This is a genomic window from Acinetobacter sp. YH12052, from assembly GCF_013419835.1.
Classification (GTDB): domain Bacteria; phylum Pseudomonadota; class Gammaproteobacteria; order Pseudomonadales; family Moraxellaceae; genus Acinetobacter; species Acinetobacter amyesii.
This window is the reverse complement of sequence record NZ_VOZI01000004.1, coordinates 113,157-127,375: the sequence shown is the minus strand read 5'-3', so window position 1 is coordinate 127,375 and position 14,219 is coordinate 113,157. Positions and strand designations below refer to the sequence as shown.

13 protein-coding genes and 1 pseudogene are annotated in these 14,219 nt (G+C 39.6%); 2 read left to right on the top strand and 12 right to left on the bottom strand.

Going from position 1 to position 14,219, the window contains the following annotated elements:
- Positions 1-180: 180 nt before the first annotated feature.
- The 4 genes from FTU06_RS04250 to FTU06_RS04235 all read right to left on the bottom strand — a co-directional run bounded on the left by FTU06_RS04250 (position 181) and on the right by FTU06_RS04235 (position 4,106).
- Positions 181-813 carry a hypothetical protein gene (locus FTU06_RS04250; protein WP_180106430.1) on the bottom strand — a complete coding sequence of 211 codons (633 nt, stop codon included), beginning with the start codon at positions 811-813 and terminating at the stop codon, positions 181-183.
- 456 nt (positions 814-1,269) lie between these two features.
- Entirely contained in the window at positions 1,270-2,202 is a 933-nt protein-coding gene (locus FTU06_RS04245; RefSeq protein WP_111883923.1) for an FAD-binding protein, read from the bottom strand.
- 18 nt (positions 2,203-2,220) lie between these two features.
- Positions 2,221-2,973 (bottom strand): electron transfer flavoprotein subunit beta/FixA family protein, encoded by a 753-nt coding sequence (locus FTU06_RS04240; protein WP_180145122.1) that lies wholly within the window; start codon positions 2,971-2,973, stop codon positions 2,221-2,223.
- Positions 2,974-3,500: 527 nt separating this feature from the next.
- Entirely contained in the window at positions 3,501-4,106 is a 606-nt protein-coding gene (locus FTU06_RS04235) for a LysE family translocator (protein ID WP_180034399.1), read from the bottom strand.
- A gap of 113 nt (positions 4,107-4,219) precedes the next feature.
- Here FTU06_RS04235 and FTU06_RS04230 point away from each other — a divergent pair, with 113 nt between their 5' ends.
- On the top strand, positions 4,220-4,714 hold the full coding sequence (locus FTU06_RS04230) for an Lrp/AsnC family transcriptional regulator (protein WP_078190405.1): 495 nt from the start codon (positions 4,220-4,222) through the stop codon (positions 4,712-4,714).
- 449 nt (positions 4,715-5,163) lie between these two features.
- On the opposite strand, the gene FTU06_RS04225 is transcribed toward FTU06_RS04230, so the two are convergent.
- The 7 genes from FTU06_RS04225 to FTU06_RS04195 form a co-directional block, all read right to left on the bottom strand.
- Positions 5,164-5,535 (bottom strand): hypothetical protein, encoded by a 372-nt coding sequence (locus FTU06_RS04225; RefSeq protein WP_168378267.1) that lies wholly within the window; start codon positions 5,533-5,535, stop codon positions 5,164-5,166.
- 281 nt (positions 5,536-5,816) lie between these two features.
- Positions 5,817-6,740 carry a tyrosine recombinase XerC gene (locus tag FTU06_RS04220; protein WP_180008330.1) on the bottom strand — a complete coding sequence of 308 codons (924 nt, stop codon included), beginning with the start codon at positions 6,738-6,740 and terminating at the stop codon, positions 5,817-5,819.
- A 71-nt stretch (positions 6,741-6,811) separates the two neighbouring features.
- Entirely contained in the window at positions 6,812-7,645 is an 834-nt protein-coding gene (locus FTU06_RS04215) for an enhanced serine sensitivity protein SseB C-terminal domain-containing protein (RefSeq protein WP_180145117.1), read from the bottom strand.
- An 84-nt stretch (positions 7,646-7,729) separates the two neighbouring features.
- Positions 7,730-8,575, bottom strand: coding sequence for a diaminopimelate epimerase (gene dapF, locus FTU06_RS04210; protein ID WP_111883917.1), 846 nt, complete (start codon positions 8,573-8,575; stop codon positions 7,730-7,732).
- Positions 8,576-8,588: 13 nt separating this feature from the next.
- Positions 8,589-9,833: a diaminopimelate decarboxylase gene (lysA, locus tag FTU06_RS04205; RefSeq protein WP_180089065.1), complete on the bottom strand. Its 1,245-nt coding sequence runs from the start codon at positions 9,831-9,833 to the stop codon at positions 8,589-8,591.
- A 24-nt stretch (positions 9,834-9,857) separates the two neighbouring features.
- Positions 9,858-10,067, bottom strand: coding sequence for a lipoprotein (locus FTU06_RS04200; RefSeq protein ID WP_373684687.1), 210 nt, complete (start codon positions 10,065-10,067; stop codon positions 9,858-9,860).
- A gap of 342 nt (positions 10,068-10,409) precedes the next feature.
- On the bottom strand, positions 10,410-11,813 hold the full coding sequence (locus tag FTU06_RS04195) for an amino acid permease (RefSeq protein ID WP_078192075.1): 1,404 nt from the start codon (positions 11,811-11,813) through the stop codon (positions 10,410-10,412).
- Between the two features lie 332 nt (positions 11,814-12,145).
- Here FTU06_RS04195 and FTU06_RS04190 point away from each other — a divergent pair, with 332 nt between their 5' ends.
- A complete protein-coding gene (locus tag FTU06_RS04190; RefSeq protein WP_180049055.1) occupies positions 12,146-13,507 on the top strand; it encodes a sodium:alanine symporter family protein in 1,362 nt (453 codons plus the stop codon).
- A 240-nt stretch (positions 13,508-13,747) separates the two neighbouring features.
- On the opposite strand, the pseudogene FTU06_RS04185 reads toward FTU06_RS04190, so the two are convergent.
- Positions 13,748-14,104, bottom strand: a pseudogene (locus tag FTU06_RS04185) (hypothetical protein); the annotation flags it as partial.
- Positions 14,105-14,219 lie beyond the last annotated feature (115 nt).

Sequence of the window (14,219 nt, the reverse complement as noted above, 5' to 3'; positions counted from 1 at the left end):
TAGCATAAAAACCCTGATTTTTGTGCCAATCATCTTGCACTAGAACCATGATTTTTTGTATTTATTTTAAGCATTTTGATTTTATTTGCTATGAAAAAAACCTCTACGAATAGAGGTTGTTTATTGTTCAAAAAAATTCTTTTTGAAGCTTCAAATTTAGACGCATAAATGTGATAAAAATCACTCTTTATGATATTGCATGACCTCTAATTCTTGAGGTACATGATCCTGCTGCATCCATGGGTGTGCTGTTAGAAACAAACCTAAAATAAGCGGAAATTCATAAACTTCTTCGATGAAATCTTTATAAGCCAAATCGTACAAAAATAAAAAACTGAGACTTCGACTATGCTCAACTGCATCAGAAATAAATAAGCCCAATATCACCAAGCCCAATGGCCAAATTGGTAAAGCCAAGGTTTTTAAGTTACGTGCGATTTCTTGGCGTAAATAAGGCGAAAACAGCATAAAGACGACAGGTGCAATCATGAATACCGAAATTAAACGAAAATAAGGTTTAGGCACATCAGGAAAATAGTCACGCCCCCAACTAATACTACGACCAAATAGCAACAACCACCATGCGACAGCCCACAACCAAAATTGTTTCTTTCCATCTTGCATTTCAAGTGGTCGAATATAGAAAAAAGTAAAAATCGCAAAAAACAGCAATAACAATGCTTGGACCGATTCAACTGCTGTAACAGTCATTCCATCAAATAAAGGAAAAGAGATACTTTGTAAAACAGGAAAAAGTAAACAGCAGATCATCAGCACCAATACACTGACTGGTAACTGAAAATCAAATTTCAAAGGGAGACTCCGCCTAAAGGGCAAGTTCAATAAAAAAGCAATGTTAACACAAAATATACAATCCTTTAAGCTTGCTTTAAGTTTAAGATTCAAACTTGAAAGATAAATTTTTATTATTTTATTTTAAATCTTTGTATTTTTTATAATTTATTAATTTCCATCCCATTACCAAGCGATTGCGCCTGCTTACTTACCATTTAAGTTTTAACATACAAATAGCTTACACTACAGTAGTGTCTAATACCAATAATAAGAAACATCACATGAATGTTAAACTACTAAACTAAGAATCCCTACCCTCATAAGCATGAAACATCTAACTGCAATTTATATATGTACATTTACGTATAATTAATCGATTAAGCATGATCAAGAAGATCTACCAGACTATTCATTCCGCATAAAAAAACGCTCCTAAGCCATAAGCTTAGGAGCGCCTTGAACTGTGTTCAGAAATTAGATTTTAGATACTAATTCTGGAACTACAGTGTTCAAGTCACCTACTAACCAGTAATCAGCTACTGAGTTAATTGGCGCTTCTTCGTCTTTGTTGATCGCAACGATCACTTTAGATTCTTTCATACCTGCCAAGTGCTGAATCGCACCAGAGATACCTACAGCGATGTACAAGTCAGGAGCAACGATTTTACCTGTTTGACCCACTTGCATATCGTTTGGTACGAAACCAGCATCAACTGCTGCACGAGATGCGCCTTGCGCAGCACCAAGCTTGTCCGCTAATGGATCAAGTACAGTGTGATAGTTTTCACCTGAACCAACACCACGACCGCCTGAAACAACTATACGCGCAGCAGTTAATTCTGGACGTTCAGATTTCACGATTTCTTCAGAAACGAACTTAGAAATACCAGCATCACCAGTAGATGCAACAGCTTCAACTGCAGCAGAGCCGCCTTCGCTTGCAACAGCATCAAATGCAGTACCACGAACAGTCGCAACTACAACAGACTCGCCAGACTCTACAGTTGCAATCGCGTTGCCTGCATAGATTGGACGTTTGAAAGTTTTAGGACCTTCAACAGCAATGATGTCAGTGATCATGCTTACGTCAAGTAGCGCAGCAGCACGTGGAAGTACGTTTTTACCTGTTGTTGTTGAAGCAGCAAGGATGTGAGTGTAACCCGCACCGATAGAAGCAACTAATTTAGCAACGTTTTCAGCCAATTGGTTTGCATAAGCAGCGTCGTCAGCAAGCAATACTTTGCTTACACCAGCTACTTTAGCCGCTTGGTCAGCAACTGCTTGAGCGCCTGAACCAGCTACTAATACAGTGATATCACCACCGATTTTTTGCGCTGCAGCAACAACGTTAAGAGTTGCACCATTTAGTGCTTTGTTGTCGTGCTCAGCGATAACTAAAATACTCATGATTTTTATCCTTCTGTATTAGATCACTTTCGCTTCGTTTTTCAATTTATCTACAAGCTCGTCTACAGACTTCACTTGTACGCCCGCTTTACGTTCTGCAGGAGCTTCAACTTTAACAGTTTTAAGCTTAGTTGCAGGTGAAACGCCATAATCAGCAGGTGACTTAGTATCAAGCGGCTTTTTACGCGCTTTCATAATGTTTGGAAGAGCAGCATAACGTGGCTCATTCAAACGCAAGTCAGTGGTGATAATTGCAGGAAGTGCAAGTTCAACAGTTTGTAAACCACCGTCGATTTCACGAGTCACTTGTACTTTGTCGCCTTCAACTTTAACTTCTGAAGCGAAAGTACCTTGGCCAGTACCTAAAAGCGCGCCAAGCATCTGACCAACTTGGTTAGAGTCGTCATCAATTGCTTGTTTACCAAGAAGGATCAATTGAGGTTGTTCAGCGTCTACAACACCTTTTAGGATTTTTGCAACTTCAAGTGCACCTAACTGGCTGTCGTCAGCTTCAACAAGGATACCTCGGTCTGCACCAAGCGCCATAGAAGAACGGATTTGTTCTTGAGCTTCTTTAGGACCAATAGAAACAACAACGATTTCTGAAACAGTTCCTTTTTCTTTTAAACGAACCGCTTCTTCCACTGCGATTTCACAGAATGGGTTAATTGACATTTTAACGTTCGTTAAGTCAACACCACTGTTGTCCGGCTTAACGCGAACTTTAACGTTGGCATCAACCACACGTTTTACAGCAACAAGAGCCTTCATGTAATCCTCGGCTGTTTTAGCAAATGTAAATGTTGAGAAAAGTTATATTAACTCTTCACTTTAAATTTTTTAGGTGCCCTATCTTGCAATGTGTACGGCATTTCGGTCAAGTCACAATTATCGAAAGACCTGTAAAAAAGCGTAATTTCCTTGAACTTATCGTTCACATTTTTTAGAGAATGGTTCAGTTATCCAAAAAAACGCATTATTCAGTTATTTTTTAAGCATTGATTTTTATTATTTTTTTACTTGATTTAGCTCATCAAAAGATCTGATTTAATATCAATTTTCGATCAATCTTTCTGAAATAGAGCTTTCCCTCTACACATTCGGCAACATATCTAAACTTGTCATTTAAGATAGAAGCATAATGAATTTAGCGCTAATTTCACTTTTCCGAAGCTAATTGGTGGGTTTTTCTCTCTTTCTTATTCTTAATATGTGTCGATATTCACCACATATAAAAAAACCTCCGCCTTCACGAAGGTTTTAGTTAAGGCAATTATTTCTATTTACATTTGCTGTTTTTAATTGGCAATTAACCATGTCGCAGCAAGAGCCAATAAACCGCCTGATGTACCATCAACCCACTTTTGTTTGCGTTCATCAATTTCAGTTTTTTGTGTAATACGTGCAAAGACCACACTTAAACTACAATACACCACAAAAATCAGCCCAATAAAAATGAAGGACAAAATCAAACCTTGACTCACGGTATTCGCTGATTTATCGATAAATTGCGGCAAAATTGCAAAATATATCAACATTCCTTTCGGGTTCAGTAAAGCCGTAAAAAAGCCTTTTTTAATCGGGTTGGACGCTGACTTTTTCTCAATACTTAATTTTTTACTGCTAAATACTGAACGTAGCAAATGCGTTGCCAAATATAAAAGATAAGCAATCCCCAACCAGCGGATTATTTCAAAGAGTAGTGGAAATGACACGATAATCGCAGCAATACCCAATGCCACCAAAATCGAGTGAACTAAGTAACCTGAGCATACCCCCACTGTTGCCATCATGCCTGCTTTTGCATCCTTACCCATCACTTGTGACAGGATAAAAAGCATATCGGGTCCTGGTGTGAAAATAAGGGGAATTACCGTTAAGGCAAACAAAGCAAATACAGACATTTCAATTTTCCCTTTCTATGTCCTGAAAGTGAAATTAGTATGTTTGAATCGCTTTAAAATAGGATATCAAATATTCTATAATAGATATTATTTTTAGAATTATATTCTATTTTATGAAGACATCTTCTAAGTCAATTCTAGTTAAACTAGATCGTATTGATAAAAATATCATTCGCGCACTTCAAAATAATGGCCGCATGCAAAATAATGACTTAGCCAAGGAAATTGGACTCTCGCCTTCTTCTTGTTTACGTCGGGTCAAATTACTCGAAGAAGCAGGTGTGATTCAGAATTACACCACCGTGGTCGATCCACAAAAGATTGGCTTTCAATTGATTTTATTCTCTCGTATTTGGTTGACTGGGCAAGATGCTGAAACCATCGATACTTTTATCGAAGCGATGAAAGAACTTCCTCAAGTCATGGAGTGCTACATTATTTTGGGTGAGTGCGATGCAATGCTCAAAGTTGTAGTTCCTGACCTAGAAAGTTACCGTAAATTTCAGTCTACTCACTTAACCAAGAAAAATGGCATCACCAGTGTAAAGACTGATTTACCAAGCCAAATCATCAAACAAAGCTTCCAGTTACCGTTAGAAGATTTATAAACAGAAATTGGTCTGCCAAGGAACAACTCAAGCATCAGAAACGACGAGGCTGATACTACAAGCTTGCCAATGTAGTGACGGATTACCTTCCCAACCTCGAATGCAAATACTTAGCTATGCGGTATTTCATTATATTATAAGCAAAGAAAAATAATGATTTGCGGCAATTGAATAGGAAATATCTAGGAGGTCTTTGAGCTCAATTGCTCAAGTAGGAAAACCATTGATTTTTAGGCTCACACTATCAAGACTGAATGAGTTGAATTACTGAGCAGCGAAACGGATTGGCATTTAGAAATTTTTGTTTAAGCAACTAAGCTATGCAAAGAAGATTAACACTCTAACGCTCTGCTCACAAGCATCACAACATGTCATGGAGCGAGTGATATAAGGGCTAAACATCCAAAACCAATGAAGATAGCCCTTGAGTTGTTTATTTGACCAATGGTTTAGGCTGGCTGATTTTCCAAAAAGTCACGATGGATGTGGCTTAGGTCAATAAGTTCATACTTTGCCAAATCAAAAATACGCCAAATGGTGAGGGCATCTTCTTTACTGTCAAATTTAGCAGTTGCTTTATTGGTAAGCTGCCATTGTTTATCCGAAATCCAAATAAAGTATTGGCCCGTCGCCGCATTAAACGCCTGAACTTTTCCATCGGCATTAATCCCTTGTAGCTGCGCACCTTCAGGTAATACAGCTTCTATTTCAGGCAAACCAATTTCAACGAAGTGCTTGATTTGGCGTAAGCCGTATCCTGCAAAAATTTCTTTTTGCTGACCATTTAACTGGTCATATTTTTCTTGAATATCTGAAATCATGGTATGGCCTATATATTTTTTTAACGGTACAGCAATTTAGTAAATAGCGAATTTCACTTCGGCACTTACGTCAATTCAATAATGGACAATTTTTATACCCGATAATTTGAATTTTTATAATGCGACAATAGTTCAAAATGTCGGTCAATTTTACCAATATTTTTTCACATCCTTATTTAACTTTCATGAAGCAGACCACTTTAGGATGCAAAATGTGAAATCTAGCCTATAAATTTAAGCAATATTTAGACCACCACGAGCCAAAGTCGTATTTGCAATTGTTACGAATCTTTATGCTGCGCCCGTGGATGGGCTTGATCATAAACTTGTGCCAATCGATCAAAATCCACATGGGTATAAATTTGCGTGGTGGTTAAATTACTATGCCCCAACATTTCTTGTACAGCACGCAAGTCACCACTATTGGACAACATATGGCTAGCGAAGCAATGACGCAATAAGTGTGGATGTAAATCGACATTTACACCTGCACGTTGAGCTTGAAATTTAACTCGATTTTCAATTTGCCTTACCCCGAGTGGATTACCTTTTTGGGTGATAAAAACTTGGGCTTCTGGGACAAAATCACCATGCCATGCAGGATATAATTGCAACCAATGCATCACAGCCTCTTTGGCTTTAGAACCGAAAGGTACAATGCGCGTTTTATTCCCTTTACCCGTAATACGTAACAGTTGTCGATTAAAATCGATATCTCGAATGGTTAAGCCCTGCACTTCAGCCAAACGTAAGCCACTTGAATACAGCAGCTCCAAAATCGCTTTATCACGTATCCAAAGTTGCCGTTGAGTTTCACTTTCTGGCTCAGGCTGTTCCATGATTTGTTTAATGGTTTCAATATCAACCAATCCAGGTAAAGGACGTGATTGGCGTTTGAGCTGAAAATCATCTGCGGGATTAAAACTGAGATAATCCCCTTGTTCTGCCCATTTCATAAATTGGCGTATCGAAGATAACATGCGCTGCAAACTACTTGGACTGAGCTGAAACTGTTCCACTTTATGAGCAACAAATTCACGCAGATCTGACTTTTCGACATCATGCAGTGGCAAGTTGCGTATTGTACAAAATTGGAGAAAATCACTGACATCGCGCTCATATGCTTGCAAGGTATGTTTAGACTGATTTTGAATTTCACGTTCCTTCAACCACATAGTCAGTAGTTGACTCTGATCCATCGTCATCTGTCTTCTCCCATTTCAACATGTGCCTTAGCGTTGCGGTACGTTCTCTAAAGCGATCTTACATATCTGTTTTATGAAAAGAGTCTAGCAAAGAACCCCTTAGGCTTACCATCAACACGTTGGTAAAAAGCTTGCGTTTCATTAAGCAAATACCCTTCTACACCATCCGCACTGTGTGGATTGACATGGATTAAATCCACTGGGCATTGCTCTTTTAAACTATCCTGTGTGATACGACCAATTTTACTGTGCAATTCTTGAATTTGTTGTTCAGATAATCCTGCTTCTAAATCTAATCCGATCAACAAAGTCGGTGAATCATCTCGAGCTTGATTCAGCATTTGCGCTAAATAGGCAGCTTTTACCACACGCTCTGTGCCGAAAAAAATGCTTAATTGATCAATCATAAACTGCGGATATTCCGCCGGCTGACCAATTAAAACTTCCGTATCTTCCGTAACTTCATAGTTTTCTGAGGGCTGAATATACTGCCCGTTCAGCAAATGTTGAATTTCTTCTGGTACAAAGTCCTTCGTCGCATCAGGTGATTGTGGATTCAATACAAGCCTTGCTCCTAAAGTCATTTCAAATAATGCCTTGGTTGGTAGCCGGATATACGACTCCTCTTCAGATATTGCTAAACGCATTTTTTCCAAGGACGTAAAAAATGGAATGACGCAATCATATGTTTCATCTTCCCATGATTTCAATTGAATACGGTCGCCTTCATCCAAGATCAAATCTTCGGCAATACGTGAATCACGTCCCCCTGTTGTTCCCACACAATACACATTGGCTGCCAATAACTGAGCTAAAAATTCGGGTCGATACGCGGGTTCATGTAAGGCTTTATGAAAAAGTTGTTCTAAGATTTCTTCTTTTATTTCTTCGTTTATTTGTTCCATGTTGACTCCAATCCCATTGAATTATAATTTTTTATTCACTTTTTATTTTATGAAAAAAGCCCTGAATGAATCAGGGCTTTGATTTTAACCTTGGAAGTAACTTAAATCTAAGCGTCCTTCGTAAACTGTTGCAGTTGGTCCAGTCATCCAAACCACACCACCTTCTTGCCACTCAATTTGCAGCTTACCACCTGCCAACTCTATTTCGACCGAATTGGCTAATAAACCACGACGCATACCTGATACTGCCGCTGCACAAGCACCTGTACCACAGGCCATAGTTTCACCGACACCACGTTCAAATACACGTAAGCGTGCATGTTTCTCGTCCACAATTTGCATAAAACCTGCATTTACACGCTGTGGAAAACGCTCATGCGATTCGACTTGTGGACCAATTTTAGCAACGTCTGCGGTAATAACATCAGGAACGATCGTTACTGCATGCGGATTACCCATACTCACTACATCAATGGTGAGCTGTTCATTATTCGCCAATGCAATGTCGTATAAGTTTTCAGGCTCTTCCGCAATAAATGGAATTTCATGCGGCAAAAAGCGTGGATAACCCATGTTGACGCGCACCCAACCATTCGCACCTAATTCAGGCTCTACGATACCTGACTTGGTTTGTACTTTGATTTTGGTTTTGCTGGTCAACTTACGTTCATGCACAAAGCGCGCAAAACAACGTACGCCATTTCCGCATTGTTCAACTTCCGAACCATCTGCATTAAAAATACGATATTTAAAATCGACATTAGGCAAATCAGGTGGCTCTACAATCAAAAGCTGATCAAAACCAATACCAAAATGACGGTCAGCCAAACGCTGAATCGTCACTGTATCTAAATAAGCCCGTTGGCTAATTAGATCGACCACCATAAAGTCATTGCCAAGGCCATGCATTTTGGTAAATTCTAATAACATCTCGAATTTCTCCTTAAGGCAATAAACGTTCACGTTCCCATAAGGATTCGATGGTTTCACGCTCACGAATCAAATGAGACTGATCACCGTCAACCATTACTTCAGCAGCACGTCCGCGGCTGTTGTAGTTTGAGCTCATGACAAAACCATAAGCACCCGCACCCAATACTGCAAGCACGTCATTTTCTTGAATCGCCAACTGACGTTGCTTACCGAGGAAATCACCGGTTTCGCAAATCGCACCAACAACATCCCAGTCTTTCTTTTCTGTATCTGTACGAGGTGTTACTTCCTGAATATCCATCCATGCTTCATATAAAGCGGGACGGATTAAGTCATTCATTGCAGCATCAATAATGGCAAAATTACGATGATTGGTCGGTTTGAGTAAATCAACTTTAGTTAACAACACACCTGCATTTGCAGAAATACTACGACCCGGTTCCATATACACCTTAAGGCCTAATTTTTCTAAAGCCGGACGCATTGCCTGAGCATATTCTTCAACAGTTGGCGGAACTTCGTCTTTGTAAGTCACACCTAAACCACCACCAATATCAATGTGTTTTAGCTGAATACCCATCTCTTTCAATTGATTGATCATCACAATGACACGATCAAGTGCATCAACAAAAGGCTGAGTTTCAGTCAACTGTGAACCGATATGGCAATCAATCCCGATAATCTCAAGATTAGGCAACGACGCTGCATATGCATAGGTGTCAAAAACGCTGTCTGATGGAATACCGAATTTATTTTCTTTTAAACCCGTAGAGATATAAGGATGGGTTTTGGCATCCACATCTGGATTTACACGCAATGAAATCGGTGCTTTCTTACCCATTGCCGCAGCAACTTTTTGGATTCGATCCAACTCTGCATGTGATTCAACGTTAAAACATGCAATACCCACGTCCAACGCTTTTTGAATATCAGCTTCAGTTTTACCCAAACCAGAGAATACAATTTTAGAAGCTTCACCACCGGCTTTTAATACACGTGCGAGTTCACCACCCGTCACGATATCAAAACCAGCGCCCTGCTTGGCAAGTACGTTTAACACCGCAAGATTAGAGTTTGACTTTACCGCAAAACAAATTTGATGGTCGATAAAGCTAAATGCACGATCCATATCTGAATAATGCTTTTCAAAAGTAGCTTTTGAATAAACATAAAGCGGTGTGCCATATTGCTGTGCAAGCTGTTGTAAAGAACATTGCTCTGCATGCAATACCCCATTCGTACGGGTGAAACTCATGAAAGTATCCTTTCTATAAAAGCATTAAGGTGTAGGGTTAGAATTTGATGATTCCAATTCAGTTGCAACAGGAGCCGCTTGTTTTTCCTGCTTTTGCTGTGCAGGCGTATCTGGATAAATCAGATATTTAGCGCGCTTATCTGCATTGGCATCTGAAGGTAAATGCAATGCACCAGACTGACCACATGCGGTCAGCAGCACAGCACTTGCTAATACAATAATTTTATAATTCATAAAACGATACATAAACGTACCTAATGAAAAGATTTTTCCGAGTATAACGTGATCAACCCGCGGATAAAAGAAAAGCCCTGTAATTCCAAGTGAGCTTTTTGCCATTCTGCACTAAATTTAAGCAAAATTTGATGGTGCTGTTTTCAATCCTTATTTGTCTTTATTTCTAGCTCGATCAGGCTATTGATTTCACTGAAATAGCATATCAATTTGAATGCTGTTTAATACAAATCGAAACGCTAATAAACAGTCTGTTTTAACTTAAAATAAATCCATATCCAAATAAAAAGCTGCCCCTCAGGAGCAGCTATTTATGTTTTTACATCAGATCAAAAATGTAAATTAATGGTGCTTTTTCTTATAAAAACCGAAATAGCCAATAATCAATATGATGAACCAAATCGGGCTCACCATGAGCGCTTTCATGGTATCTGCTTCTAGCGACAAGACATAAATCATGCCGATGAAGAAGATAATCACGAGCCAACAGGTATATAAACCACCCGGTAGTTTAAAGGTTGATTTCGCATGCAACTCAGGACGAGTTTTATAGTAAACGATATAACTCCAGATAATCATGAGCCATACGCAGATAAATAAAATCGTCGACAGTGTAGTTGCTAAAGTGAAGGCTTCAACCGTGTTCGGTACGAAATACTGTAATGCCGCACCCAACAGTAAACAAACTGCCGAGAAATACAACGCATTTGCCGGAACTGCACGTGAGTTTAGACGGCCAAACGCTTTTGGACCTTGCTCTTCACGAGATAAACCAAACAACATACGTGAAGTCGAGAACACACCACTATTCATCGATGACATAACTGATGACAACACAACCAAGTTCATAATAATCGCAGCAGCAGCAATACCGGCTTGGCTAAACAAGTTCACGAATGGTGAAATGCTTGGGTCAATGGCATTCCATGGCGTAACGGACATCACAATCACAAGTGCCAGCACATAGAAAATAATGATACGAATCGGAATCGAGTTCACAGCTTTAGGCAAGTTGTGCTCTGGATCTTTGGTTTCTGCTGCCGTAGTACCGACGAGTTCTACGCCGACAAAGGCAAAAATGGCGATTTGGAAACCTGCTAAGAAGCCGGTTACTCCTGTTGGGAATAGACCACCATGTGACCATAAATGCGTGAATGATGCGATTTCACCTGTCGAAGAAGTAAATCCAGTAAAGATCATCCAAAGACCGACACCAATGAGCACCACGATTGCAATAATCTTAATCAGTGCAAACCAAAACTCTAACTCACCAAAAAGTTTAACCGTAACAAGGTTTAAACCCATGATAAATACAATGGCGGCAACACTGATCATCACCCCTTCTTCGGGCGAGAACGGGTTACCTCCATTAAAGAATTGCAGGTAATAAATAATGGCCGATAAATCTGCAATCCCTATAGTGATCCAGCACAGCCAATAGGTCCAACCCACAAAATAACCTGCCCACGGGCCGATTAAGTCAGTTGCAAAATCGATAAAAGATTTATATTCAAGATTTGATAGTAATAACTCGCCTAATGCACGCATGACGAGGAAAACCATAAAACCAATAATCATATAGATAATAAGGATGGACGGACCAGCTAAACTGATGGTCTTTCCTGACCCCATAAATAAACCTGTACCAATCGCACCACCAATCGCAATCAATTGCAGGTGTCGGTTGGACAAGCTTCGTTTCAAATCGCCACTATCAGCGTGCGATCCATGAATTTCATTTGACATTATTTAATTCAACTTCGCGTTCCAATTGCGACAAATTAACGTAAAAATTTCAGAAAATACAAAATTATTTTTCATCATCTATATTTTCGGATTAAGTGACAAAGTTAATTTATTTTTCTTATATATAAAAATCTTAGCGCCAGTTCACATTTTAAAGCGACCAATAAAACAACAATTTACTTGTAATAACTTAAATTTTATGCAAAAAATATTTTACCAACGAAAAAAAAATATGCCAAAAATCATGGAAGTTTCAAACAATGGCATATCAATTGCTACAGATATCAAAAATGTAGCATTCACTCACTCAGGGCCGATAAGAAGAAGATACTATGCAAGAAATTCAAAATATCATGGAAACACTCAGTGGATGGGTCTGGGGCCCATACATGTTGGTCCTCATTGTCGGAACAGGTGTATTCCTCACCTTCCGACTACTTTTCTGGCAATTTCGCATGTTGCCTTTCGCATTCAAACAAGTCTTTGGCAAGCATCCTAAAGCAGATCAACATGATGGCGATATTTCTCATTTCGCCTCACTTATGACCGCACTTTCTGCCACCATTGGTACAGGTAATATTGCCGGTGTAGCCACCGCTTGTGTGCTCGGTGGTCCGGGCGCAGTGTTTTGGATGTGGATGACCGCGCTCTTTGGTATGGCAACCAAATATGGTGAAGGTGTACTCGCTGTAAAGTTTCGTCATAAAAATGAAAATGGCGAAATGAACGGTGGTCCGATGTATTACATCGAACGTGGACTTGGGCCTAAGTGGAAATGGTTGGCAGTGGTATTTGCCCTATTTGGTACTTTGGCATCCTTTGGTATTGGTAGCTCAGTACAGTCTAATACTGTCGCGCTTGCTGTGCAAAACAGCTTAGGGATCAGCACACTCACCACTGCAATCGTCATCACCATATTCTCTGCCCTCGTTATTTTAGGCGGCATCAAATCCATTTCTAAAGCCTCTTCATTTATTGTTCCAATTATGGCGGTAGGTTATGTATTGGGTGGCTTAATCATTATTTTCACCAACCTTGAATTGGTGATCCCTGCACTAAAAATGATCTTTAGCTATGCATTTACGGGCGAAGCTGCTGCGGGTGGTGCGATTGGTGCTGCGATTCGTTATGGTGTGGCACGTGGTGTATTCTCTAATGAAGCAGGTATGGGCTCTGCACCCATTGCCGCTGCGGCTGCAAAAACTGACCACCCAGCACGTCAAGGTCTTGTCTCTATGACAGGTACGTTCTTAGACACCATCATTGTTTGCTCAATTACAGGTATCGTACTGGTGATGGGCTTCATCATGGCGGGACAAAGCTTTGGTGATCAAACGGGTGCCGTACTGACGATTAGTGTTTTTGACAAACTACTTCCTGGCTTCGGTGGTTGGGTCGTGACTTTCGGTATTATTTTCTTCGCTTATTCAACCATTCTGGGTTGGAGCTATTATGGTGAAAAATGCTGTACATACCTCTTAGGTGAAAAGTCAGTACTGATTTATCGCTTAATTTACATCGCATCAGTCTTTGTCGGCTGTGTCGTAACACTCGATCTCGTTTGGTTATTTGCCGATACCTTTAACGGTTTGATGGCTGCACCAAACTGTATTGCACTGTTATTGCTCTCAGGCATCATTGTAAAAGAATCGAAAGATTTTATTGAACGTCGTAAATCAGGTGAATTGTACTAATCCCCTGCTAAACAAAAAGCCACGTGAATTCACGTGGCTTTTTTTTTCGGACTGAAAATCAATATTTACTTATTGAATCGTACCAATTTGACCATCATCAAATTTGTCGTTTTTCGTGTTGCTTTCATTGGCTGCTTCATCTTTTGGATCTGATTCAGTATCTTCAATAAAGCCTTCACCAAATTGGTCACCAAACTCATTTTCAGCATATTCAGAATCTACAGCACTGGCTTCCATCAGATCAGCTTCGATTTCTAGGGCAATTTCCAAAGATAAAGAAAAGAACAATACCCCCTGAATTTTCATGTTCCCTTGTTCATCTTCAAGGTATTCACTGAGGGTTTTATATGCAGGGCTGCTTTCATCAAAAGGCACGTCAAGGTATAAATCACCTGTATAGCTATCGATTAAAGACTCACCTTCTAGCCCCATACAAGGGAAATAGTCGATATTTTGCAGGTCAAACCAGTGCATAACATCATTACGCACCGTATTTTTTTCAGGATGTTGATGATCATATTCTTCAAAATGCACAAATAACACATCACGATTTTTTTCACGTGCGATGGCATCGATATGTCGTAATAGTTCAGTCATGTGGTGACCCATTTCAAAAAATATAATGCGCTATTATAAAGTGCTTACCATGTAAAAGTGCATCTGTTGAAAATAAAACGACATCAATTGACCTTCAACAGTCATTTCATGCGAT

What these genes read in the sequence shown, in the direction of transcription:
- FTU06_RS04245 (WP_111883923.1), bottom strand. Translation starts at nt 2,202, where the DNA reads ATGAGTATTTTAGTTATCGCTGAGCACGACAACAAAGCACTAAATGGT.
- FTU06_RS04240 (WP_180145122.1), bottom strand. Translation starts at nt 2,973, where the DNA reads ATGAAGGCTCTTGTTGCTGTAAAACGTGTGGTTGATGCCAACGTTAAA.
- FTU06_RS04235 (WP_180034399.1), bottom strand. Translation starts at nt 4,106, where the DNA reads ATGTCTGTATTTGCTTTGTTTGCCTTAACGGTAATTCCCCTTATTTTC.
- FTU06_RS04230 (WP_078190405.1), top strand. Translation starts at nt 4,220, where the DNA reads ATGAAGACATCTTCTAAGTCAATTCTAGTTAAACTAGATCGTATTGAT.
- FTU06_RS04225 (WP_168378267.1), bottom strand. Translation starts at nt 5,535, where the DNA reads ATGATTTCAGATATTCAAGAAAAATATGACCAGTTAAATGGTCAGCAA.
- FTU06_RS04220 (WP_180008330.1), bottom strand. Translation starts at nt 6,740, where the DNA reads ATGACGATGGATCAGAGTCAACTACTGACTATGTGGTTGAAGGAACGT.
- FTU06_RS04215 (WP_180145117.1), bottom strand. Translation starts at nt 7,645, where the DNA reads ATGGAACAAATAAACGAAGAAATAAAAGAAGAAATCTTAGAACAACTT.
- dapF (WP_111883917.1), bottom strand. Translation starts at nt 8,575, where the DNA reads ATGTTATTAGAATTTACCAAAATGCATGGCCTTGGCAATGACTTTATG.
- lysA (WP_180089065.1), bottom strand. Translation starts at nt 9,833, where the DNA reads ATGAGTTTCACCCGTACGAATGGGGTATTGCATGCAGAGCAATGTTCT.
- FTU06_RS04200 (WP_373684687.1), bottom strand. Translation starts at nt 10,067, where the DNA reads ATGAATTATAAAATTATTGTATTAGCAAGTGCTGTGCTGCTGACCGCA.
- FTU06_RS04195 (WP_078192075.1), bottom strand. Translation starts at nt 11,813, where the DNA reads ATGTCAAATGAAATTCATGGATCGCACGCTGATAGTGGCGATTTGAAA.
- FTU06_RS04190 (WP_180049055.1), top strand. Translation starts at nt 12,146, where the DNA reads ATGCAAGAAATTCAAAATATCATGGAAACACTCAGTGGATGGGTCTGG.